Source organism: Caenimonas terrae (genome assembly GCF_042655405.1).
GTDB classification, from domain to species: Bacteria; Pseudomonadota; Gammaproteobacteria; order Burkholderiales; family Burkholderiaceae_C; genus Ramlibacter; species Ramlibacter terrae_A.
In genome coordinates this window covers 978229-997647 of record NZ_JBHSMF010000006.1, presented here as the reverse complement: position 1 = coordinate 997647, position 19419 = coordinate 978229, and the positions used below count along the sequence as shown (strand labels likewise).

At 68.8% G+C, this 19419-nt stretch carries 22 protein-coding genes; 10 read left to right on the top strand and 12 right to left on the bottom strand.

What is annotated here, in order from left to right:
• Positions 1-24: 24 nt before the first annotated feature.
• From prfB to ACFPOE_RS11665, 3 genes are all read right to left on the bottom strand, one after another.
• Positions 25-1129, bottom strand: a protein-coding gene (gene prfB / locus ACFPOE_RS11675) for a peptide chain release factor 2 (RefSeq protein ID WP_376850253.1) whose coding sequence is annotated in 2 segments (ribosomal slippage) — positions 25-1047 and positions 1049-1129 — 1104 coding nt in all. Because the reading frame shifts where the segments join, the coding sequence is not laid out codon by codon here.
• 132 nt (positions 1130-1261) lie between these two features.
• The gene (locus tag ACFPOE_RS11670) at positions 1262-2185 is read right to left on the bottom strand and encodes a hypothetical protein (RefSeq protein WP_376850252.1); all 924 of its coding nucleotides are present in this window, start codon (positions 2183-2185) and stop codon (positions 1262-1264) included.
• A 75-nt stretch (positions 2186-2260) separates the two neighbouring features.
• Positions 2261-3175, bottom strand: coding sequence for an alpha/beta fold hydrolase (locus tag ACFPOE_RS11665; RefSeq protein ID WP_376850251.1), 915 nt, complete (start codon positions 3173-3175; stop codon positions 2261-2263).
• A gap of 62 nt (positions 3176-3237) precedes the next feature.
• Between ACFPOE_RS11665 and ACFPOE_RS11660 the strand changes: the two genes are divergently transcribed.
• Positions 3238-4956 carry an acyl-CoA synthetase gene (locus ACFPOE_RS11660; protein ID WP_376850646.1) on the top strand — a complete coding sequence of 573 codons (1719 nt, stop codon included), beginning with the start codon at positions 3238-3240 and terminating at the stop codon, positions 4954-4956.
• A gap of 7 nt (positions 4957-4963) precedes the next feature.
• On the opposite strand, the gene ACFPOE_RS11655 is transcribed toward ACFPOE_RS11660, so the two are convergent.
• Positions 4964-5695, bottom strand: a complete 732-nt coding sequence (locus ACFPOE_RS11655; RefSeq protein ID WP_376850250.1) for a DNA-formamidopyrimidine glycosylase family protein — start codon at positions 5693-5695, stop codon at positions 4964-4966.
• Between the two features lie 51 nt (positions 5696-5746).
• On the opposite strand from ACFPOE_RS11655, the gene ACFPOE_RS11650 reads away from it, so the two are divergent.
• From ACFPOE_RS11650 to plsY, 3 genes are read left to right on the top strand one after another with little or no spacing between them, the layout of a single operon-like run.
• Positions 5747-6811 (top strand): aldo/keto reductase, encoded by a 1065-nt coding sequence (locus ACFPOE_RS11650; RefSeq protein ID WP_376850249.1) that lies wholly within the window; start codon positions 5747-5749, stop codon positions 6809-6811.
• Between the two features lie 25 nt (positions 6812-6836).
• Positions 6837-7328 carry an aminoacyl-tRNA deacylase gene (locus tag ACFPOE_RS11645; protein WP_376850248.1) on the top strand — a complete coding sequence of 164 codons (492 nt, stop codon included), beginning with the start codon at positions 6837-6839 and terminating at the stop codon, positions 7326-7328.
• 25 nt (positions 7329-7353) lie between these two features.
• On the top strand, positions 7354-7998 hold the full coding sequence (gene plsY / locus ACFPOE_RS11640; RefSeq protein ID WP_376850247.1) for a glycerol-3-phosphate 1-O-acyltransferase PlsY: 645 nt from the start codon (positions 7354-7356) through the stop codon (positions 7996-7998).
• 3 nt (positions 7999-8001) lie between these two features.
• On the opposite strand, the gene ACFPOE_RS11635 is transcribed toward plsY, so the two are convergent.
• Genes ACFPOE_RS11635 through ACFPOE_RS11625 form a run of 3 tightly spaced genes read right to left on the bottom strand, consistent with a single transcriptional unit; the run spans position 8002 to position 10758 of the window.
• Complete coding sequence (locus ACFPOE_RS11635; RefSeq protein WP_376850246.1) at positions 8002-9615, bottom strand: MFS transporter; 1614 nt, start codon at positions 9613-9615, stop codon at positions 8002-8004.
• Positions 9616-9619: 4 nt separating this feature from the next.
• A complete protein-coding gene (locus ACFPOE_RS11630) occupies positions 9620-10273 on the bottom strand; it encodes a retropepsin-like aspartic protease family protein (RefSeq protein WP_376850245.1) in 654 nt (217 codons plus the stop codon).
• The gene (locus ACFPOE_RS11625; RefSeq protein ID WP_376850244.1) at positions 10273-10758 is read right to left on the bottom strand and encodes a YajQ family cyclic di-GMP-binding protein; all 486 of its coding nucleotides are present in this window, start codon (positions 10756-10758) and stop codon (positions 10273-10275) included. The genes ACFPOE_RS11630 and ACFPOE_RS11625 overlap by 1 nt, the downstream gene beginning before the upstream one ends.
• 43 nt (positions 10759-10801) lie before the next feature.
• On the opposite strand from ACFPOE_RS11625, the gene murB reads away from it, so the two are divergent.
• A complete protein-coding gene (gene murB, locus ACFPOE_RS11620; protein WP_376850243.1) occupies positions 10802-11842 on the top strand; it encodes a UDP-N-acetylmuramate dehydrogenase in 1041 nt (346 codons plus the stop codon).
• Positions 11843-11851: 9 nt separating this feature from the next.
• Here the strand turns inward: murB and ACFPOE_RS11615 are convergent, their stop codons facing one another.
• The 3 genes from ACFPOE_RS11615 to ppnP all read right to left on the bottom strand — a co-directional run bounded on the left by ACFPOE_RS11615 (position 11852) and on the right by ppnP (position 13990).
• Positions 11852-12217: an SPW repeat protein gene (locus tag ACFPOE_RS11615; RefSeq protein WP_376850242.1), complete on the bottom strand. Its 366-nt coding sequence runs from the start codon at positions 12215-12217 to the stop codon at positions 11852-11854.
• A 68-nt stretch (positions 12218-12285) separates the two neighbouring features.
• The gene (gene argG, locus ACFPOE_RS11610; RefSeq protein ID WP_376850241.1) at positions 12286-13623 is read right to left on the bottom strand and encodes an argininosuccinate synthase; all 1338 of its coding nucleotides are present in this window, start codon (positions 13621-13623) and stop codon (positions 12286-12288) included.
• 49 nt (positions 13624-13672) lie between these two features.
• The gene (gene ppnP / locus ACFPOE_RS11605) at positions 13673-13990 is read right to left on the bottom strand and encodes a pyrimidine/purine nucleoside phosphorylase (RefSeq protein ID WP_376850240.1); all 318 of its coding nucleotides are present in this window, start codon (positions 13988-13990) and stop codon (positions 13673-13675) included.
• 89 nt (positions 13991-14079) lie between these two features.
• Between ppnP and ACFPOE_RS11600 the strand changes: the two genes are divergently transcribed.
• Together ACFPOE_RS11600 and ACFPOE_RS11595 are read left to right on the top strand one after the other, a co-directional pair.
• Entirely contained in the window at positions 14080-14682 is a 603-nt protein-coding gene (locus ACFPOE_RS11600) for a sigma-70 family RNA polymerase sigma factor (RefSeq protein ID WP_376850239.1), read from the top strand.
• 12 nt (positions 14683-14694) lie between these two features.
• Positions 14695-15507 carry an anti-sigma factor gene (locus tag ACFPOE_RS11595; RefSeq protein WP_376850238.1) on the top strand — a complete coding sequence of 271 codons (813 nt, stop codon included), beginning with the start codon at positions 14695-14697 and terminating at the stop codon, positions 15505-15507.
• Between the two features lie 56 nt (positions 15508-15563).
• On the opposite strand, the gene ACFPOE_RS11590 is transcribed toward ACFPOE_RS11595, so the two are convergent.
• On the bottom strand, positions 15564-16295 hold the full coding sequence (locus ACFPOE_RS11590; protein WP_376850237.1) for a glycine zipper 2TM domain-containing protein: 732 nt from the start codon (positions 16293-16295) through the stop codon (positions 15564-15566).
• A 95-nt stretch (positions 16296-16390) separates the two neighbouring features.
• Positions 16391-16753, bottom strand: a complete 363-nt coding sequence (locus ACFPOE_RS11585; RefSeq protein WP_376850236.1) for an ArsC family reductase — start codon at positions 16751-16753, stop codon at positions 16391-16393.
• A 44-nt stretch (positions 16754-16797) separates the two neighbouring features.
• Here ACFPOE_RS11585 and folC point away from each other — a divergent pair, with 44 nt between their 5' ends.
• Genes folC through ACFPOE_RS11570 form a run of 3 tightly spaced genes read left to right on the top strand, consistent with a single transcriptional unit; the run spans position 16798 to position 19415 of the window.
• Positions 16798-18087: a bifunctional tetrahydrofolate synthase/dihydrofolate synthase gene (folC, locus tag ACFPOE_RS11580; RefSeq protein WP_376850235.1), complete on the top strand. Its 1290-nt coding sequence runs from the start codon at positions 16798-16800 to the stop codon at positions 18085-18087.
• Between the two features lie 22 nt (positions 18088-18109).
• The gene (locus tag ACFPOE_RS11575; RefSeq protein WP_376850234.1) at positions 18110-18913 is read left to right on the top strand and encodes an SPOR domain-containing protein; all 804 of its coding nucleotides are present in this window, start codon (positions 18110-18112) and stop codon (positions 18911-18913) included.
• 13 nt (positions 18914-18926) lie between these two features.
• The gene (locus ACFPOE_RS11570) at positions 18927-19415 is read left to right on the top strand and encodes a CvpA family protein (protein ID WP_376850233.1); all 489 of its coding nucleotides are present in this window, start codon (positions 18927-18929) and stop codon (positions 19413-19415) included.
• Positions 19416-19419 lie beyond the last annotated feature (4 nt).

Below are 19419 nucleotides of genomic sequence, written 5' to 3'. Positions count from 1 at the left end.
TGCTCGGTTGCGCGCCGGCCTTCATCAGACGCCCTGTTTCAGGCTTGCTTCGATGAACTGGTCCAGGTCGCCGTCCAGCACCTTCTGGGTCGCCGACACTTCCACGCCGGTGCGCAGGTCCTTGATCCGGCTGTTGTCCAGGACATAGCTGCGGATCTGGTGGCCCCAGCCGACGTCGGTCTTGGTGTCCTCGAGCTTCTGCTGTTCTTCCATGCGCTTGCGCATCTCGTGGTCGTACAGCCGCGAGCGCAGCCGCTTCCAGGCGACGTCGCGGTTGCTGTGCTGGCTGCGGCTGTCCTGGCACTGCACCACGATGTTGGTGGGCAAGTGGGTCAGGCGGACCGCGGAATCGGTCTTGTTGATGTGCTGGCCGCCGGCGCCGCTGGCGCGGTAGGTGTCCACCCGCACATCGGCCGGGTTGATGTCGATCTCGATCGAGTCGTCGACCTCCGGATAGACGAACACGCTGGCGAAACTGGTGTGGCGCCCGCCCGAGGAGTCGAACGGCGACTTGCGCACCAGCCGGTGCACGCCGGTCTCGGTGCGCAGCAGGCCGAAGGCGTAGTCGCCTTCCACCTTGATGGTCGCGCCCTTGATGCCGGCGGTGTCGCCCGGCGTCTCGTCCTCGATGGTGGTCTTGAAGCCCTTGCGCTCGGCGTACTTCAGGTACTGCCGCAGCAGCATGCTGGCCCAGTCGCACGCTTCCGTGCCGCCGGCGCCGGCCTGGATGTCCAGGAAGGCGTTGAGCGGATCGGCCGGCTTGTTGAACATCCGCCGGAATTCCAGCGCCTCCACGTCCTTGGCCAGGCGGGCGGTGTCTTCCTCGATGGTCTTGAGGCCCGCTTCGTCGCCTTCCTCCTTGCTCATTTCATAGAGCTCGAGGTTGTCCGACAGCTCGGTGGTGAGCTTGCCCAGCATGACGACCACGTCTTCCAGCTGCTTGCGTTCCCGCCCCAGCTCCTGGGCCTTCTTGGGCTCGTTCCAGACCTGGGGGTCTTCCAGCGAGGCGACGACCGTCCTCAGGCGTTCCGCTTTGGCATCGTAGTCAAAGATACCCCCGAAGCGCTTGCGTGCGCGCTGCGAGGTCGGCCAGCTGGGTGCCGATGAGATTGATGCGTTCTGCTTCCATTTGATGCTTTCCTGGTGAACCGGGGATTTTCTCACGCCGGCCCCGGCCCGCCGCCGGACCGTGGATTCGGCCAGCGCCCCGCCCTTCGCAAAGTGGCTGCCGGGGCAGCGCGCCCCGGGCGACCTGCCCGCCTCAGCGGAACGAGCCGAGCAGGGCCTGGGCGCCGCGGTTGCCGGCGCTGGCGGCGCGTTCCAGCCAGTGGACGGCCTTGGCCGAGTCCTGCGGCGCGGTGGCGCCGATCTGGTAGGCCACCCCCAGGAAATAGCACATCTCGGTGCGGCCCTGGCGCACGCCCTCGTCGGTCGACTTGCCCGAGCGCTTGACCACCACCGGGACGTCGCCGCCGCCGCTGGCGTAGGCCTGCATCTGGCCGAGCGTGGCAGCGAAGAAGCGGTTGCGGGCCTGCTCGGCGGCCGCCTTGTCGGGGCTGATCGCCACCAGTTCGTCGGCCAGCACCGGCAGCGCCTCGAACGGCGTCATGCCGCCGGTCATCTTCTTGGAATACCAGGCGCGCAGCATCACCTTGTCCAGCGGCAGCAGGCCGTCGACCCGCCAGGGGAAGTAGCTCAGCACCGTCTTGCCGGCCGGATGGCCGCGCAGCCCCATCGCGTGCATGGCCTCGTGGTAGGCGCAGCGCCAGGCATCGCGGCCGCGCATCTGGATGGTGGCCGAGTCGATCCGGTTCTCGCTCTTGAAGTCCAGGTAGGTGGCGCAGGGCTGGTTGTCGTCCAGCTTGTTGTCGGGGACGATCTCGACGTCCAGGTTGGAGAGTTCTTCAGCTTGCGGCGAATCGCTGACGTCGATCAGCTTCAGCCCTGCCTCGGCGGTCACGGCGCGCAGCGCGGCCATGGTGGTCTGCTTGTGGGCCTCGACGTTGACGCCGAACACGCGGACCCGGATGTCGTCTTCCCAGCGCACGACGCGGGTCGGGGTGCCGCTCTGGTGCCACATCACTTCCCAAAGCGTGGCCAGCCCCTGGTCGACCTCGCTGGCATGCACCGCGCCCGACAAGCACGTTCCGACCAGCCACAAGAGCCCGCAGAAAAGCTTACTCATGAGTCACCCCGTATACAACTGCTGACAGTGTGGGGTAGGACAGTTCCTACGGCAAGCGTTGTTACCTTTTTTGGCTCAACCGGCCCGGTCTTGCAGGAAATTTTCCATGTGTTGAGCCACCTGCGCAGGCTGGTCGTGGTGCAGCATGTGGCCGGCGTCGCTGACCTTCGCCTGGGCCAGCGACCGCACCGCTTGCAGGCGCTGGTGGAACTCTGCCAGCGTGTACTTGCCCTTCCACCACTGGTCCAGGCTGTTGTCGCTCGCCTCCACCGACAGCGTGGGTGCGCTGATGGCCTTGTAGAGCTCCAGCACTTCGTCGACCCGGTAGAGGCTGGAATTGATGATCTTGTGGGCCGGATCGCCCAGGATCCGCCACATGCCGTCGGCGTCCTGCCGGGCCCAGTGCCGGGCCAGCCAGTCGGCCTTGTCCTGGCCCAGCCGGCGGTTGGTCTTCATCAGCCGCTGCGCCACGCCCTCGGCCGAGCCGTAGGCCTTCAGGTCCATTTCCCCGCGGTGCAGGGCCTTGAGCTGGTCCATCCAGGCGGCGTAGCGCTTCGGCGCTTCGGCGGGCTGGGTGGCCGCCATGCCGAAGCCTTCCAGGTTGACCAGGCGCCGGATGCGCGCCGGCCGGGTGCCGGCGTACAGCATGGCGACGTTGCCGCCCATGCTGTGGCCCACCAGGTTCACCGGCGCGTCCGGACTGTAGTGATCGAGCAGGAAGTCCAGGTCCGCCAGGTAATCCGGAAACCAGTAGTTGTCTGCCGGTGGCGACTCGGTCAGCCCGTAGCCGCGCCAGTCCGGCGCGATGACGTAATGGTCGTCCTTGAACGCGTCGACGACGAACTGCCACGAGGCGCTGACGTCCATCCAGCCGTGCACCAGCACCAGCGGCACCTTGCCGGCGCCGGGCTCGCCCCAGAGTCGAACGTGGTAGCGCAGGTTGCGCAAGGGGACGAACTCGCTGCGTGAAACTTTGCGGGCTTGGTACATTGGCCCGGATCATAAGGAGACATGCCGTGGCGACACGTCAAGCCGGCGACAACTACGCCGCAATGCACCGGGGATTCCGCTGGCGGGTGCCGGAGCATTTCAACATCGCGCAGGCCTGCTGCAGCCGCTGGGCGCAGCAGCCCGATGCCGGCAAGCGGGTGGCCATCCGCGTCCATGGCGCCGCCGGCGGACCCGGCACGCTGACCTTTTCGCAGCTGCAGCAGCAGGCCGATCGCGCCAGCAACCTGCTGCGCTCGCTGGGGGTTCAGCGCGGCGACCGGGTGGCCATCGTGATGCCGCAGCGCTTCGAGACCGCGATTGCGTACATGGCGGTGTTCCAGCTCGGCGCGGTGGCGATGCCGCTGTCCATGCTGTTCGGGCCCGAGGCGCTCGACTACCGGCTGCGCGACAGCGAGGCGGTGGTGGCGATCTGCGACGAGAGCTCGATCGGCAACCTGCTGCAGGTGTGCGCGGCCTGTCCGGCGCTGCGCACCGTGCTGGGCGTCGGCGGCGCGGCCGCGCAGGCCGACCTCGGCTGGGAGGAGGAACTGGCGCGGCAGCCCGCGGGGTTCGTGCCGGAGCAGACGCGGGCCGACAAGGGCGCGATCCTGATCTACACCAGCGGCACCACCGGGCCGCCCAAGGGCGCCTACCTGCCGCACCGCGCGCTGATCGGCAACCTGCCCGGCTTCGTCTGCAGCCAGAACTGGTTCGGCTTCGACGGCAAGGGCAACCGCAGCTCGGACGCCGTGTTCTGGAGCCCGGCCGACTGGGCCTGGACCGGCGGCCTGATGGACGCGCTGCTGCCGGCGCTGTACTTCGGCCGGCCGATCGTCGCCTGCAGCGCCCGCTTCAGCCCGGAGCTGGCCTTCACGCTGATGCAGCAGCAGGGCGTGACCCACACCTTCCTGTTCCCCACCGCGCTCAAGGCGATGATGAAGGCCTATCCGCAGCCGCGCTCGCAATTCAGGCTCAAGCTGCAGGCCATGATGAGCGCCGGCGAGGCGGTGGGCGACGCGGTGTTCGGCTATTGCCGCGACCAGCTCGGCGTGGTGGTCAACGAGATGTTCGGCCAGACCGAGATCAACTACGTGGTCGGCAACTGCTCGATGAACGGCAAGCCGGCCAACGGCATCGGCTGGCCGGCGCGCCCGGGCAGCATGGGCAAGGGCTATCCCGGCCACCGGGTGGCTGTGATCGACGACGAGGGCAGGGAGTGCGGGGTGGGCGTGCCGGGCGACGTCGCGGTCAACCGCTACGACGTCCACGGCGACCCGGACCCGATCTTCTTCCTCGGCTACTGGAAGCGCGACGAAGCCACGCGCGCCAAGTACACCGGCGACTGGTGCCGCACCGGCGACCTGGCCACCCGCGACGGCGACGGCTATCTCTGGTACCAGGGTCGCGCCGACGACGTGTTCAAGGCCGCGGGCTACCGAATCGGCCCGGGCGAGATCGAGAACTGCTTGGTCAAGCACCCGGCCGTGATCAATGCCGCCGTCGTGCCCAAGCCGGATGCCGACCGCGGCGCGCTGGTCAAGGCCTTCGTGGTGCTGGCGCCGGATTTCGTCGCCGCCCGCGCGCAGCCCGGGTGCGACCCGCTGCAATTCGACGCCGACCTGGTGGCGCAGCTGCAGCTGCACGTGAAGGACAAGCTGGCGCCCTACGAGTACCCCAAGGAGATCGAGTTCATCGACGCCTTGCCGATGACGACGACCGGCAAGGTGCAGCGCCGCGTGCTGCGGCTGCAGGAGGAGGCGAAGGCGAAAGCACTGACATGAGGGTCTCCTACTCGTACTTCAGCTGGCAGCGCTCGCAGAAGAAGCTGCGCCGATGGGTCTTTCCCAGGTGCGCCTTCACGAACGGGATGTTGCAGCGCGGGCAGGTGCGCTTGGTGTGCGCCAGCCAGTGCTTCTTCAGCACGAAAGCCTTCTTCCATTCGAAGAAGTCGAAGCTGTATTGCCGCGCCTCGGCCACCAGCGCCCGCAGCTTGGGCGCGGGCAGCGCGCCGACGGTGGACAGCGGATGGACCCGGATCCGGAACAGCACCTCGTTCTTGATGATGTTGCCGACCCCGGCAAAGATGTCCTGGTCCAGCAGTGCGTCGCAGGCCAGCATGCCGGGACGGGCACGCAGGCGCCGGCGCGCCAGCGCCGGGTCCCAGTGCTCCGACATCACGTCGGCATGCCAGTCGTACACCAGGTCCAGCGGCTCCTCGATGAAGCGCACCGAGCAGGCGTACAGATTGAGCTCGCCGGTGTCGAAGCCCAGGCTCAGGCGCGGCGGCGCGTCCTTGCGCTGGTTGATGCGGTAGCTGCCGAACAGCAGGAAATGCACCTTCAGCGAAAAATCGTCCAGCTCCAGCAGGAAGTGCTTGCCCCAGCTGCGCAGCGCCTCGATCCGCTGGCCGACCAGCCGCTCCTTCTCGATGGTGGTGTTGCCCTCGGCGCGCACGATGGTCTTGCCCAGGAACCGGTTGGCTTCTTCCTTGAGGATGACGATCGATGGGCCTTCGGGCATGAAATCCATTATTCTGCGCAGTCCCCATCCATCCTGTAGTCATTCTTCCCAATGCAAAAAGTCCAACTCGGCCGCAGCGACCTGCAGGTCACACCCATCTGCCTGGGCACCATGACCTTCGGCGAGCAGGTCGACGAAGCCACCAGCCACGCGGTGCTGGACCGCTCGCTGGAGCGCGGCATCAATTTCATCGACACCGCGGAGATGTATTCGGTGCCGGCGCGCCAGGAAACCTACGGCCGCACCGAAACCTTCATCGGTAACTGGTTCGCCAAGAACCCCGGCGCGCGCGACAAGCTGGTGCTGGCCACCAAGGTCGCGGGCCCGTCGCGCGGCATGCCCTGGGTGCGCGCGGGCGACGGCATGACGGCCAAGGACATCGTCGCGTCCTGCGAGGCCAGCCTCAAGCGCCTGCAGACCGACGTCATCGACCTGTACCAGATCCACTGGCCGGAGCGCAACGTGCCCATGTTCGGCGCCGTCTACTACGACCCGTCCAAGGAGCGCGCCCACACCACCTCGATCCACGAGCAGCTGGAGGCATTCGCCGGCCTGGTGAAGGCAGGCAAGATCCGCCACATCGGCCTGTCCAACGAGACACCCTGGGGCGTGCACGAGTTCGTGCGGCTGGCGCAGCAGCACGATCTGCCGCGCATCGCCACCGTGCAGAACGTCTATTGCCTGGTCAGCCGCGGTCTGGAAAACGGACTGGACGAAACCATGCACCGGCTGGACGTCTCGCTGCTGGCGTATTCGCCGCTGGGCTTCGGCCTGCTCACCGGCAAGTACGACAAGAGCGGCGCGGAAGGCCCCGGCGCGCCGCAGGGCGCGCGGATCGCGAAGTTCGAATCGGTGCGCAAGCAGCGCTGGGGCCGGCCCGAGGCACTGGCCGCGGCGCGTCGCTACAACCAGCTGGCGCGCGACCACGGCATGACGCCGACGCAGATGGCGCTGGCCTTCTGCTACACCAAGTGGCAGGTGCGCAGCACCATCATCGGCGTGACCTCGGTGGCGCAGTTCGACGAGGACCTGGCGGCGTGGGGCACGACACTGCCGCCCGAGGTGCTGGCGCAGATCGACCGGATCCGCTGGGAAAACCGGGATCCGGCGGCCTGACGCCACGAGCCGCAATGACAGCGAAATGGCAAAGAAGACGCATGTCAGCGAGACGCCGGCCACCGCGATGCTGCGCCAGCACGGCATCGTCTTCAGCGAGCACCCGTATGAGTACCTCGAGCACGGCGGCGCGCAGCACAGCGCGCAGGTGCTCGGGTTCGACCCGTTCGCCGTCGTCAAGACGCTGGTGATGGAGGACGAGAAGGCGCGGCCGCTGCTGGTGCTGATGCACGGCAACCGCAAGGTGTCGACCAAGTCCCTGGCACGGCAGATCGGCGCCAAGTCCGTGGAACCGTGCCAGCCCGAGGTGGCCAACCGCCACAGCGGCTACCTGGTGGGCGGCACCTCGCCCTTTGCCACCCGCAAGGAGATGCCGGTGTACATCGAGGAGGGCATTCTGGCGTTGCCCAAGATCCTGATCAACGGCGGCCGGCGCGGCTACCTGGTGGGCATCGATCCGCAGGTCTGCGTGCGGCTGCTCGGTGCCAGGCCGGTGCAATGCGCGCTGGCAGAATAGCGGCCAGCCCGCAGGAGACAACGCCTTGCAAGTCCTCTATCCCTTCGCCGCGGCCCTGGCCGCCTACCTGCTGGGATCGCTCTCGTTCGCGGTGATCGTCAGCCGCGTGATGGGCCTGCAGGACCCGCGCACCTTCGGCAGCAAGAATCCGGGCGCGACCAACGTGCTGCGCTCGGGCAGCAAGCCGGCAGCCGTGGTCACGCTGCTGCTGGACGGCCTGAAGGGCTGGCTGCCCGTGTTCCTGGTGCGGGTGTACGGCAAGCCCTACGGGCTGGAGGAAGGCACCATCGCGATGGTGGGACTGGCGGCCTTTCTCGGCCACCTGTATCCGGTGTTCTTCCGCTTCCAGGGCGGCAAGGGGGTGGCCACCTTCCTGGGCGTGGTGTTCGGGGTCCATCCGCTGCTGGGGATCGCCACCGCCGCCACCTGGCTGATCATCGCCTTCTTCTTCCGCTATTCGTCGCTGGCCTCGCTGGTGGCCGCGGTGTTCGCGCCCAGCTTCTACCTGCTGGGCGACCACATCCAGTGGTATGCGGAGTCGCCGATCGCGGCGGCGCTGTTCGTGATGGCGCTGCTGCTCGGATGGCGGCACCGCGAGAACATCGGCCGGCTGGTGGCCGGCAAGGAATCCAGGCTCGGGGCTAGCAAGGCCGGCGCCAGGCAGCACTGAAAGCTAGTCGCGCAGCAGGAAGCGCGAGACCACCGGCGGCGTTTCGCCGAGGTGGAATGCCAGCTTGCGGTCGCGCAGCGCGACGTCGCCGGCGGTCACGCGGTCGAAGCGCCGCAGGTGCTCCGTCCACGATTCGTCGGTGATCTGCTCGATGTAGTGACCGGGTTCGTACAGGTCGTGCAGCAGCTCCCAGGCCAGCGCGCCCTGGCGCATCCGGCTGCGCCGGCTCTCCTGCATCACGGCCTCGAATTCGGCCGCGCGGGCCGGGTCGATCCGGTATTGCACCTGCACCTGCACCCGGCCGGCCGCGGGCGGCTTTTCCGCCACCGGCGCCTTGAACGCGCTGGACGGCGTGTGGTCTTCCTCCATCCCGCGGTCCGGCACCAGCCGCTGCGCCACCAGCAGGGTGGCCACGCTGCTCACGGCGGCCAGGCCGACGCTGGTGTGGATGTCGCTCCAGGTCGCGATCTGGCCCCAGGTCGCGGCGCCGAGCGCGGTGGACCCCATCAGCGCCATCTGGTAGATCGACATGCCGCGGGCCCGCACCCAGTCCGGCAGCGCCATCTGCGTGGCCACCGTCAGCGAGTTGGCCACCGCGATCCAGGCGGCGCCGGCCAGCATCATTGCCGGCACCGCCACGTAGATCGACGGCGCCCACGCCACGGCCAGCGCCGCAATCGATTGCAGCGCGGTGCCGGCCATCAGCAGCCGCTCCAGCGGCAGCATGCGGCGGATGCGCGGCATCGACAGCGCCGACACGATGGCGCCGGCGCCCATGGAGGCCAGCAGCAGCGTGAAGGTGCCGGCCGCGCCGCCGGGCAGGGCGCGCGCCAGCAGCGGCAGCAGCGCCAGCAGCGCGGTGGAGTGCAGGAAGAACAGGAACACCCGCAGCAGGTTGGCCCGCATCCGCTGCGACTGCCGCACGAACTGCAGCCCGACCCGCATGGCGCTGGGCAGCCGCTCGCGCCCCAGCGGGCTTTCGCGGTGCTCGCGGCGCCAGCGCATGATGATGAAGGCCGCCAGCAGCGACAGCGCCGCGTTGAGCACGAACACCCACTGGATGCCGGCGCTGGCGATGATCGCGCCGGCCACCAGCGGGCCGATGATGCGCGAGCTGTTCATCGAGACGCCGTTGAGCGCCAGCGCCGCCGGCAGCTGCGGGCGCGGCACCACCTCCGGGATGATGGCCGCAAACACCGGCCAGCGCATCGCCAGGCCGATGCCGTTGAAGAAGATCAGCACCAGCAGCAGGGGCGCGCTCATCACCTTGGTGACGACGGCCACGCACAGCACAGCGGCGATGGCGGCGACCCAGAACTGGGTGATCATGAAATAGCGGCGGCGGTCCAGGATGTCGGCCATCGCGCCGCTGGGCAGCCCCAGCAGGAACACCGGCATCGTCGAGGCGGTCTGCACCAGCGCCACCCACAGCGGCGTCGGCGCCAGCGACGTCATCAGCCAGGCGGCGGCGACGTCGTTCATCCACATCGTGGTGTTGGCGGCCAGCCAGGTGAACCACAGCATCCGGAACACCGGCCAACGCAGCGGCGCGAAGGTCGACGGGTCCTGCTCGTCGCGCAGCACGGCTGCGGTGGATGCGGTGCTCGATTCGGGCACGCGGCTAGAACCGGCGCTCGAGCACCATTTGCTCGTTGTCGCGCCGCATCTGGAAGCGCGACAGGAAGCTGTTGCCCAGCAGCACGTACGGGCCCATCGACTGGGTGCCGACCACGGCGTCCACGTCGTAGATCTCCACGTCGCCGACGCGCACCGAGGCCAGCTTCACCCGCCATCCCGGCACCAGACCGTTGGCGGTCTGCATCCGCACCGGTTGGCCGTTCTTGTAGTCGACGCCGAAGCGTTCCGCCTCCGACACCCCCATGCCGATCAGGCTGGCGCCGGTGTCCACCATGAACTGCACCGCCCGCCCGTTGATCGTGCCGGCCGTCAGGAAGTGGCCGCCGCTGCCGGCCGACAGCACGATCTTGCTGCCGCGCGGGGCCGACCCGGTGCCGCCGATGCTCACCTGCGAATCGCCGATCCGCAGCGTGTGCTGCTTGCCCTTGATGTCCACCAGCGCGCTGTCGCCGGACGTGGACAGCACCTTGACGCCCTGCCAGCTGTCGCCCGGCGCGACGCCGTGCGGCTGGCCGCCGTCCACCACCAGCAGCGCGCGGTTGCCCAGCATGCCCTGCAGCGACACCGACTGCGCCGACGCGCCCGCGGCCAGCGCCAGCACGGCCAGGCCCAGGAGGAGCGCCCGGATCAGACGCATCAGTCGCGGAAGTTGTTGAAGGACAGCGGCACGTCGGCCACGTCCTTCTTGATCAATGCCATCGCGGCCTGCAGGTCGTCGCGCTTGGCGCCGGTGATGCGGACCGCGTCGCCCTGGATCGCGGCCTGGACCTTGAGCTTGCTGTCCTTGACCAGCCGCGTGATCTTCTTGGCCTGTTCGGCCTCGATGCCGTTGCGCACCTTGAACACCTGCTTGACCTTGTCGCCGCCGATCTTCTGCACCTCGCCCTTGTCCAGGTAGCGCACGTCCACGCCGCGCTTGGTCAGCTTGCCGGTCAGCACGTCATCCACCTGCGTGAGCTGGAACTGCGCGTCGCCGAACAGGGTGATTTCCTTGTCCTTGAGTTCCACCGCGGCCGACGTCCCCTTGAAGTCGAAACGCGTGCCGATCTCCTTGGCGGCGTTGTCGACGGCGTTCTTCACCTCCACCATGTTCGGCTCGCAAACGGTGTCAAAAGACGGCATGGACGCTCCCTGGAAATGCTGTGGCTGATGCGACAATTCTCCCATGATCGTGGAGCAAAACGTACCCCTGCAGGCCCATAACAGCTTCGGCATCGTCGCCAAGGCCCGCCAGCTCGTGCGGGTCAGGAGCCAGGAGGACGTGCGCCAGCTGCTGGCGGATCCGCAACTGGCCGACCGGCCCAAGTTCGTGCTGGGCGGCGGCAGCAACATCGTGCTGACCGGCGACGTCAAGCCGCTGGTGCTGAAGGTGGAAGTGATGGGGCGCGCGGTGGTGGAGGACGGCCCCAAGGCCTCCATCGTCGAAGTCGGCGCCGGCGAGAACTGGCATGGCACGGTCGGCTGGACGCTGGAGCAGGGCCTGCCGGGGCTGGAGAACCTGGCGTTGATCCCGGGCACGGTGGGCGGCTCGCCGGTGCAGAACATCGGCGCCTACGGCGTGGAATTGCAGGACCGCTTCGAGTCGCTGGACGCGATCGACCTGGTGACCGGCAAGACCTTCACGCTCGACGCGGCGCAATGCGCCTTCGGCTACCGCGATTCGGTGTTCAAGCATGTGGCGGCGCAGGAGGGCGATTTCGGCCTGGCCGGCCGCGGCCTGATCCTGCGCGTGCGGCTGCGCCTGCCCAAGCCCTGGAAGCCGGTGCTGGGGTACGCGGACCTGGAGCGCAAGATGAACGAGACCGGTGTGCGCGCGCCGTCGGCGCAGCAGATCTACGACTGGATCTGCGCCGTGCGCGGCGCCAAGCTGCCAGACCCGCGGGTGATCGGCAACGCCGGCAGCTTCTTCAAGAACCCCACGGTGACGCAGGACCAGTGCAGCGACATCATCGCGCGCGAGCCCGGCATCGTGCACTACCCGATGCCGGACGGCACGGTCAAGCTGGCCGCGGGCTGGCTGATCGACGCCTGCGGCTGGAAGGGCAAGTCGGTGGGCAACGCCGGCGTCTACGAGAAGCAGGCGCTGGTGCTGGTCAACCGCGGCGGCGCCACCGGCGGGGAAGTGGTGACGCTGGCCCGTGCCATCCAGACCAGCGTGTACGAACGCTTCGGCATCCGGCTGGAACCGGAGCCGGTCGTCGTCTGAGCCGGCGCCTCAGTGGGCCGGCCGGTCTTCGCGCAGGAAGCCCCAGTCCTTGTCGGTACCGAGCACCCACAGCGCCAGGGCCAGCACCGCCAGCCCCGACAGGATGGCGCTGGTGCGCGCCGCTTCCAGGCCGGTAAAGCCCATCAGCCAGGGCGAGGCCATCATCAGCACGCCCAGTGCCGCCTCGGTCCATTCTTCCCAGGCCTGCGGCAGCCACATCGCGCCGGCGGCGGCGGCGATCAGCGCTACGCCGATCACAAGGCTGCTGGACAGTGCCGACGAGTTGCCCTGGAACCCGAGGACCCACGGGGATGCCACCAGCCAGGCGCCGATCAGCGCGTTGGCCGGATCCTGCCAATGCTTCATCTGCTTCATGATCGAACCTCCTGCCGTGCCAATGCACGGCAAGGATTCGACCCGCGCGACCGGGCGTTGGTTCCGGTTCAGTCCTTCTTGTCGGTGCCCAGCTTCGGCATCGATGCGCCGGTGCCCATCGACAGCAGGCCGCTGCGGGCGTAGATCCCCAGCTTGTCGCGGGTGTCCACGATGTCCAGGTTGCGCATGGTGAGCTGGCCGATGCGGTCGCGCGGCGAGAACATCGACTCGCCCTTTTCCATCGTCAGCCGCTCGGGGTGGTAGGTGAGGTTGGGCGACTCGGTGTTGAGCAGCGAATAGTCGTTGCCGCGCCGCAACTCCAGCGTCACCTCGCCGGTGACGGCGCGTGCCACCCAGCGCTGGGCGCTCTCGCGCAGCATGATGGCCTGCGGGTCGAACCAGCGGCCCTGGTACAGCAGCCGTCCCAGCTTGCGGCCGTTCTCGCGGTACTGCTCGATGGTGTCCTCGTTGTGGATGCCGGTCAGCAGCCGCTCGTAGGCGATGAACAGCAGCGCGAGGCCCGGCGCTTCGTAGATGCCGCGGCTCTTGGCCTCGATGATGCGGTTCTCGATCTGGTCGCTCATGCCCAGGCCGTGCCGGCCGCCGATCCGGTTGGCTTCCAGGATCAGGGCCACCGGGTCGTCGAAGCGCTGGCCGTTGAGCGCCACCGGCACGCCCTCTTCGAAGCGCACCGTGACCTGCTCGGCCTTCACCGCCACGTCGTCCTTCCAGAAGGCCACGCCCATGATCGGGTTGACGATCTTGATCCCGCTATTGAGCTGCTCCAGGTCCTTGGCCTCGTGGGTGGCGCCCAGCATGTTGGAATCGGTGGAGTAGGCCTTCTCGGCCGACATCTTGTAGCCGAAGCCGGCGGCGGTCATGAAGGCCGACATCTCGGCCCGGCCGCCCAGTTCGTCGATGAACAACTGGTCCAGCCACGGCTTGTAGATCTTCAGCCCCGGATTGGCCAGCAACCCATAGCGGTAGAAGCGCTCGATGTCGTTGCCCTTGAAGGTGCTGCCGTCGCCCCAGATGTTGACGTCGTCCTCCTTCATCGCCGCCACCAGCATGGTGCCGGTCACGGCCCGGCCCAGCGGCGTAGTGTTGAAGTAGGTGATGCCGGCGGTGGAGATGTGGAAGGCGCCGGCCTGCAGCGCCGCGATGCCTTCCTGGGCCAGCTGGGTGCGGCAATCGATCAGCCGGGCCTTCTCGGCGCCGTACTGCATCGCCTTGCGCGGGATCTCGTCGTAATCGGGCTCGTCGGGCTGGCCGAGGTTGGCGGTGTACGCATAGGGGATGGCCCCCTTCAGGCGCATCCAGTGCAGGGCGGCGCTGGTGTCCAGGCCGCCGGAAAAGGCGATGCCGACCTTCTGGCCGGCCGGCAGGTGTTCGAGGATGGTGGCCATGGTGTCTTTCAAGTCTCCGCCCGCCTGCGGGCGGCCGTGCGGCGGTCGGTCAGCCGAAGTGGCAGATGTAGTGGTAGGCGTCGGCGACGCGGATCTCGAACTTCGAATTGCCCGGCACGCTGAACTTCTGGCCGGCCTCGGACCGGACCCAGGCGTCGCTGCCGGCCAGCTTGTAGTCGCAGGCGCCGGCCACGCATTCCATGATTTCCGGCGCGCCGGTGCTGAAGGTGAGGCTGGCCGGCAGGATCACGCCCACCGATTTCTTGGTGCCGTCTGGGAAGGTGATGCCGTGGCTCACGCACTTGCCGTCGAAGTAGACGTTCGCTCTCGTGGTGACGGCCACGCCGTCGATGGTTTCGGTGGTCATGGGCCCAATTTTACGGGGTCGGCCCGCGGGGTCCCTGAATCCGGCGTCGCGCCTGCTGCGTAAAGCTGAAGTACCCCGACAATGTGACCATGGCCCACGACCTCCAAGACCACCAGCTGATTGCCCTCATCGAGCGCGTCGCCGCCCGCCAGCTGCCCGGCGGCCGCGCCGGGGAAGCGGAAGCCGCGCTGCGCGAGCTGTACGACCTCACGTCGTCCAAGCTTTACGGCGTCGCGCTCAAGGTGCTGAGCAACCGCGAGTGGGCCGAGGACGTGCTGCAGGAGGCCTACCTGAACATCTGGCGCATCGCCGGCGACTACCGGGTGGCGCTGAGCCCGCCGATGGCCTGGATGGGCGTGATCGTGCGCAGCCGGGCGCTGGACTTCCGCCGGCGCCGCGCCAGCGACCGGGCCGACGCCGTGCTGGAACTGGACGACGCGATCAGCGAGACGGTGGCCGGCGACTCGGCCGACCCGATGGACACCACCCAGGCCAGCGAGCAGGCCTGGGCCCTGCACGAGTGCCTGCGCAAGCTGGAGGCCAAGCAGCGCGAGGTGGTCAGCCTGGCCTACCTGCGCGACCTGAGCCACGGCGAACTGGCCGCGCAGCTGAAGCTGCCGCTGGGCACCGTGAAGACCTGGATCCGGCGCGGGCTGGAGCAGTTGCGCGGCTGCATGGCCCGGTTCGCATAGGGGGGCATTGCGATGAACCTGCTGAACCATCCCGACCTGCTGGACCGCCTGGCCGCCTCCTATGCGCTGGGCACGCTGCGCGGCGGTGCCCGCCGCCGCTTCGAGGCGCTGGCGCGCCAGAGCGCCACCGTGCGCGCCGCGGCGCTGATCTGGCAGGAGCGCTTCGCCTCGATGACCGAGCTGCAGGCCACCGACCGGCCCAGCCCCAATGTCTGGAAGCGGATCGAAAACCTGCTGGAAGCCCAGCCCGGGGCGGCGTCGCCCAAGGAGAACGCCATGCTCGAAAGATTGCGGCGCGGACTGGGCTGGTGGCGCGGCGCCGCCGTCGCCGCGGCGCTGGCCGGCGTGGCGGCCGTGGTGGTCGGCGTGAACCTGAGCCGCGAGGTCGCCAGCCGCGAGGACCAGCTGGCGCAGGTCCGGCAGCAGGGCACGCAGCTGGCCGCGCAGAACGCGCAGCTGGCGGCGCGCATGCAGTCCATGCCCGAGATCCAGTACGTGGCGGTGCTGGCCAACGACCAGTCCTCGCCCTCGGTGCTGGTGACCTTCGACCCGAAGAAGAACATGATGACCTTCAAGCGCGTCGGCGGCTTCCAGGAAGGGCCCGACAAGTCGCTGCAGCTCTGGGCGCTGATGCCGTCGGGCGGACCCAAGTCGCTGGGCGTGCTCGGCACCCAGCCGGTGATGCAGATGCCGGCGGCCGAGGGCGAGGTCAGGCAGATGCCGATGCTGGCCGTGAGCCTGGAGCCCAAGGGCGGCGTGCCGGGCGACAAGGGGCCGACCGGCCCGGTGCTGTTCAAGGGCGCGATGGTGCAGACCACGATCTGAGCGGGCACAAAAAAAGCCGTCGTCCGACGGCTTTTTTCATCGGCGCGGGCAGCGCCTCAGCGCCAGTGGCCGCGGTGGTGGTGGCCGCCGCCCCAGCCGCCGCCGAAGCCGAAGCCCAGCGAGATGCCGATCGGCGGGTAGTAGGCCGGGTAATACGCGGGGTAGTAGGCCGGATAGTAGGCCGGATAAACCGGCGCGGCGTAGGCCGGATAGACGGTGGTGGCGCCGGCGACGACGGCCGGAACGCTGACCGTGCCCGCAGGCGCGCTCATCACCTCGCCGCTGGCCACCGGGTAGCCGCCCGAGGGCACCGAGGCGCTGGCCGGCGACACCTGCAGCCGCAGCGTCGGGCCCGGGTCATTGGGCATCTGCACCGTGTACTGCTGGCCGCCGTATTCGTAGGTGACGTTGTAGCCGACGGTGCGGTTCTCGGTGAAGGTCTGGGTGTTGCAGGCCTGGCCGCTGGCCAGGGTGGTGGTGCCGCCTTCGAGGTGGTCGCCCACCGCAGCGCCGCCCACCACGCCGATGCCGGTGGCGACGGCCCGGCCGGCGCCGGCACCGATGGTATTGCCCAGCAAGCCGCCGGCGATGGCGCCGACCAGCGCGCCGGCGCCGCTCTTGGGCTGCTGCACCGCAACCGGCTGGTTGCTGCAGACGGTGCGGGGCACCTGCACCTGCTGGATGATCGGGGTGGCCGAAATGACACGGCCGGTGATGTCCTGGGCCTGGGCGCTGACGCCCAGTGTGGCAAGCGCCGCAACGGCGCAGGTCGAAAGAGTCTTGTTCATGAGGAGCCTCAAATTCATTGCTCGGATGCCCGAAGTCTAGGCAGCCGGCGTATGTTTGTCATGGCCGCCGGGTAAAGCGGGCGTAAAAGTGGGACTCAGCCCCGGGCGATTTGTTCCCAGCGCACCGGGTCGAAGCCGACGGTCGTGGTGCCATCGCCCCATTCCACCACCGGCCGCTTGACCACGCTGGTGTGCTCCTGCATCAGGGCCAGCGCGCTGGCGGCATCGACCACCGACGACTGCACGGCGCTGTCGAGTTTGCGCCACGCCGTGCCCTTGCGGTTGACCAGCGGCTCCCAGCCGACGGCGGCGATCCAGCGGTCGGCCATGGCCGCCGGCAGCCCCTGCTTCTTGAAGTCGTGGAACTGGTAGGCGATGCCGCGCTCCTGCAGCCAGGCCCGGGCTTTCTTCACGGTGTCGCAGTTGACGATGCCGTGGACGGTGATGGTCTTGCTCATCGCGCGATCATGGCATCGGGACCGGTCGGCGACAATTTCCCCCTATGCGCAATCTTCAGGAATGGCTCGCCCACTGCGAGCAGCTTCATCCCCGCACCATCGAGCTGGGGCTGGAGCGCTCGCGGGCCGTGGCCGACCGCCTCGGGCTGCGCTTCGAATGCCCGGTGATCACGGTGGCCGGCACCAACGGCAAGGGCTCGACCTGCGCGATGCTGGAAGCGATCGCGCTGCAGGCCGGCTGGCGCACCGGGGTCTACACCTCGCCGCACCTGGTCGATTTCGAGGAGCGCTGCCGCATCGTCGGCGAGATCGCCAGGGCCGACCAGCTGGTGCCGCACTTCGAGCGCGTGGAGGCGGCCCGCGGCGAGATCTCGCTGACCTACTTCGAGTTCACGACGCTGGCGATCATGAGCCTGATGGCGGACTCCAAGCTGGACCTGGCGATCCTGGAGGTGGGGCTGGGCGGCCGCCTGGACACCACCAACATCATCGACGCCGACTGCGCCGTCATCACCAGCATCGACCTGGACCACATGGAGCTGCTGGGGCCGGACCGCGAGAGCATCGGCCGCGAGAAGGCGGGAATATTGCGCGCCGGCCGCCCGGCGATCGTCAGCGATCCCGTTCGGCCCTACAGCGTGATCCAGTACGCGGAGGCGATCGGCGCCGACCTCTGGCTGCTCGGGCGCGACTTCAACTTCTCCGGCGACAAGCAGCAATGGGGCTGGGCCGGTCGCGGCCGGCGCTATGCGGGGCTGGCCTATCCGGCGCTGCGCGGCGCCAACCAGTTGATCAATGCATCGGGCGCGCTGGCGGCGCTCGAATCGCTGCGCGACCGGGTGCCGGTGACCGCGCAGGCGGTGCGCAACGGCCTGGCGATGGTGGAACTGCCGGGCCGCTTCCAGGTGGTGGCCGGCCAGCCGGCCCTGGTGCTCGATGTGGCGCACAACCCGCACTCGGTGGCGGCGCTGGCGGCCAACCTGGACGCGATGGGCTTTTATCCGACCACCCATGCGGTGTTCGGCGCAATGGCCGACAAGGACCTGGCTGCCATGTTCAGGAAGATCGGGCCGCTGGTGGATCGCTGGTACTTCACCGACCTGGACACGGCGCGCGCGGCCAAGGCGGCCGATTTGCAGGCCGCGTGGCGGGCCCAGGAAACGCGCAAGGACGTCGCGTCCGCCACCTACGCCAGCCCGATGGAGGCACTGCATGCAGCGGCTGCCGCTGCCGACCCCGCTGATAGAATCATCGTCTTTGGATCGTTCTTCACCGTGGGGGGCGTTCTGAAGTCGGGGGTCCCCCGCCTTCAGCCCAGATCACCGGGCTCCTGAAGGCCCGAGCCAGGCACCATTCATGGCCTTTTTCAAGTTCCGAAAAGCTGGCGACGACATTGGCGCCGTCGCCCGCCAGCCCGAAAGCGTGGAGGCGATGCGCAAGCGCGCCAGGCACCGGCTGATCGGCGCCGCGGTGCTGGTGCTGGCCGGCGTGATCGGCTTCCCGCTGCTGTTCGACACCCAGCCCCGGCCGGTGGCGGTGGACATCCCGATCGAGATCCCGGACCGCGGCAAGGTCAAGCCGCTGGCGCTGCCGCGGGCCGAATCGCAAGGCGTGGTCACGCCTGCGCCTGCTGCGTCCACCGTCGCCATGGCACCACCGCCCGCACCGGCCCCCGCCGTGGTCGCCGCTGCCCCGACGGCGGCGCCTGCTCCGGCTGCGCCGCCGCCGCCCGCGCCGGCCGCCGCGCCGAAGGCCCAGCAGCCGGCGCCCAAGGCCGCGGAAGCAAGGCCGGAGCCGCGAGCGGAACACAAGTCGGTGGCAAAAACCGAGCCGGTGAAGGCCGCGCCGTCCGACGACGGCGCCAAGGCCCGTGCGCTGCTCGAAGGAAAGGCGCCGGCCGCGTCTGCGGCGGGGACCGCCGCCGCGGCCGAAGGACGCTTCGTGGTGCAGGTGGGCGCCTTCGCCGATGCCACCAAGGCCCGGGAAACGCGGCTGCGGGTCGAGAAGGCGGGCCTGAAGACCTACACCAACGTTGCGGAGACCAAGGACGGCAAGCGGATCCGCGTGCGCGTGGGACCGTTCGCCAGCCGCGGCGAGGCCGACAGGGCGGCCGAACGCATCAAGGGGCTGGATTTGCCGGCCGCGATCCTCACCTTGTGAGGGTCACTGCCTGATGGCCACGCTGGACTGGGTGTTCCTGGCTGTGTTGGTGGTCTCGTTCGCGCTGGGCGCGTGGCGCGGCCTGGTGTACGAAGTGTTGTCGGTGCTGGGCTGGATCGCGGCCTATGTGCTGGCCCAGTGGCTGGCGGCGGATGCGGCGGCGCTGCTGCCGATGGGGCACGTTGGAAGTGCGGTGCGCTACGCGGCCGGCTTCGTGCTGGTGTTCGTCGCCGCGGCGTTCGCGGCCGGCTTGCTGGCCTGGCTGGTCAAGAAGCTGGTGGAGGCGGTGGGCCTGCGGCCGGTGGACCGGACGCTGGGCGCGGCCTTCGGCCTGGTGCGCGGGGTGGTGCTGCTGCTGGCGGTGGCCACCGTGGTGCTGATGACGCCGCTGCGCAGCGGCCAGTGGTGGACGGAATCGACAGGGGCCGGCGTCTCGACGACGGTGCTCAGGGGTTTGAAACCGGTGTTGCCCGAGCGGTTCGGGCAGTACCTGCCGGATTAAGAGA

Coding starts and splice junctions, on each gene's coding strand:
- ACFPOE_RS11630 (WP_376850245.1), bottom strand. CDS start 10,273: ATGCGTCTGATCCGGGCGCTCCTCCTGGGCCTGGCCGTGCTGGCGCTG.
- ACFPOE_RS11595 (WP_376850238.1), top strand. CDS start 14,695: ATGAACCTGCTGAACCATCCCGACCTGCTGGACCGCCTGGCCGCCTCC.
- ACFPOE_RS11655 (WP_376850250.1), bottom strand. CDS start 5,695: ATGCCCGAAGGCCCATCGATCGTCATCCTCAAGGAAGAAGCCAACCGG.
- ACFPOE_RS11600 (WP_376850239.1), top strand. CDS start 14,080: ATGGCCCACGACCTCCAAGACCACCAGCTGATTGCCCTCATCGAGCGC.
- folC (WP_376850235.1), top strand. CDS start 16,798: ATGCGCAATCTTCAGGAATGGCTCGCCCACTGCGAGCAGCTTCATCCC.
- ACFPOE_RS11650 (WP_376850249.1), top strand. CDS start 5,747: ATGCAAAAAGTCCAACTCGGCCGCAGCGACCTGCAGGTCACACCCATC.
- ACFPOE_RS11670 (WP_376850252.1), bottom strand. CDS start 2,185: ATGAGTAAGCTTTTCTGCGGGCTCTTGTGGCTGGTCGGAACGTGCTTG.
- argG (WP_376850241.1), bottom strand. CDS start 13,623: ATGGCCACCATCCTCGAACACCTGCCGGCCGGCCAGAAGGTCGGCATC.
- ACFPOE_RS11585 (WP_376850236.1), bottom strand. CDS start 16,753: ATGAGCAAGACCATCACCGTCCACGGCATCGTCAACTGCGACACCGTG.
- ppnP (WP_376850240.1), bottom strand. CDS start 13,990: ATGACCACCGAAACCATCGACGGCGTGGCCGTCACCACGAGAGCGAAC.
- ACFPOE_RS11570 (WP_376850233.1), top strand. CDS start 18,927: ATGGCCACGCTGGACTGGGTGTTCCTGGCTGTGTTGGTGGTCTCGTTC.
- ACFPOE_RS11660 (WP_376850646.1), top strand. CDS start 3,238: ATGCACCGGGGATTCCGCTGGCGGGTGCCGGAGCATTTCAACATCGCG.
- ACFPOE_RS11645 (WP_376850248.1), top strand. CDS start 6,837: ATGGCAAAGAAGACGCATGTCAGCGAGACGCCGGCCACCGCGATGCTG.
- ACFPOE_RS11665 (WP_376850251.1), bottom strand. CDS start 3,175: ATGTACCAAGCCCGCAAAGTTTCACGCAGCGAGTTCGTCCCCTTGCGC.
- ACFPOE_RS11590 (WP_376850237.1), bottom strand. CDS start 16,295: ATGAACAAGACTCTTTCGACCTGCGCCGTTGCGGCGCTTGCCACACTG.
- ACFPOE_RS11625 (WP_376850244.1), bottom strand. CDS start 10,758: ATGCCGTCTTTTGACACCGTTTGCGAGCCGAACATGGTGGAGGTGAAG.
- ACFPOE_RS11615 (WP_376850242.1), bottom strand. CDS start 12,217: ATGAAGCAGATGAAGCATTGGCAGGATCCGGCCAACGCGCTGATCGGC.
- murB (WP_376850243.1), top strand. CDS start 10,802: ATGATCGTGGAGCAAAACGTACCCCTGCAGGCCCATAACAGCTTCGGC.
- ACFPOE_RS11575 (WP_376850234.1), top strand. CDS start 18,110: ATGGCCTTTTTCAAGTTCCGAAAAGCTGGCGACGACATTGGCGCCGTC.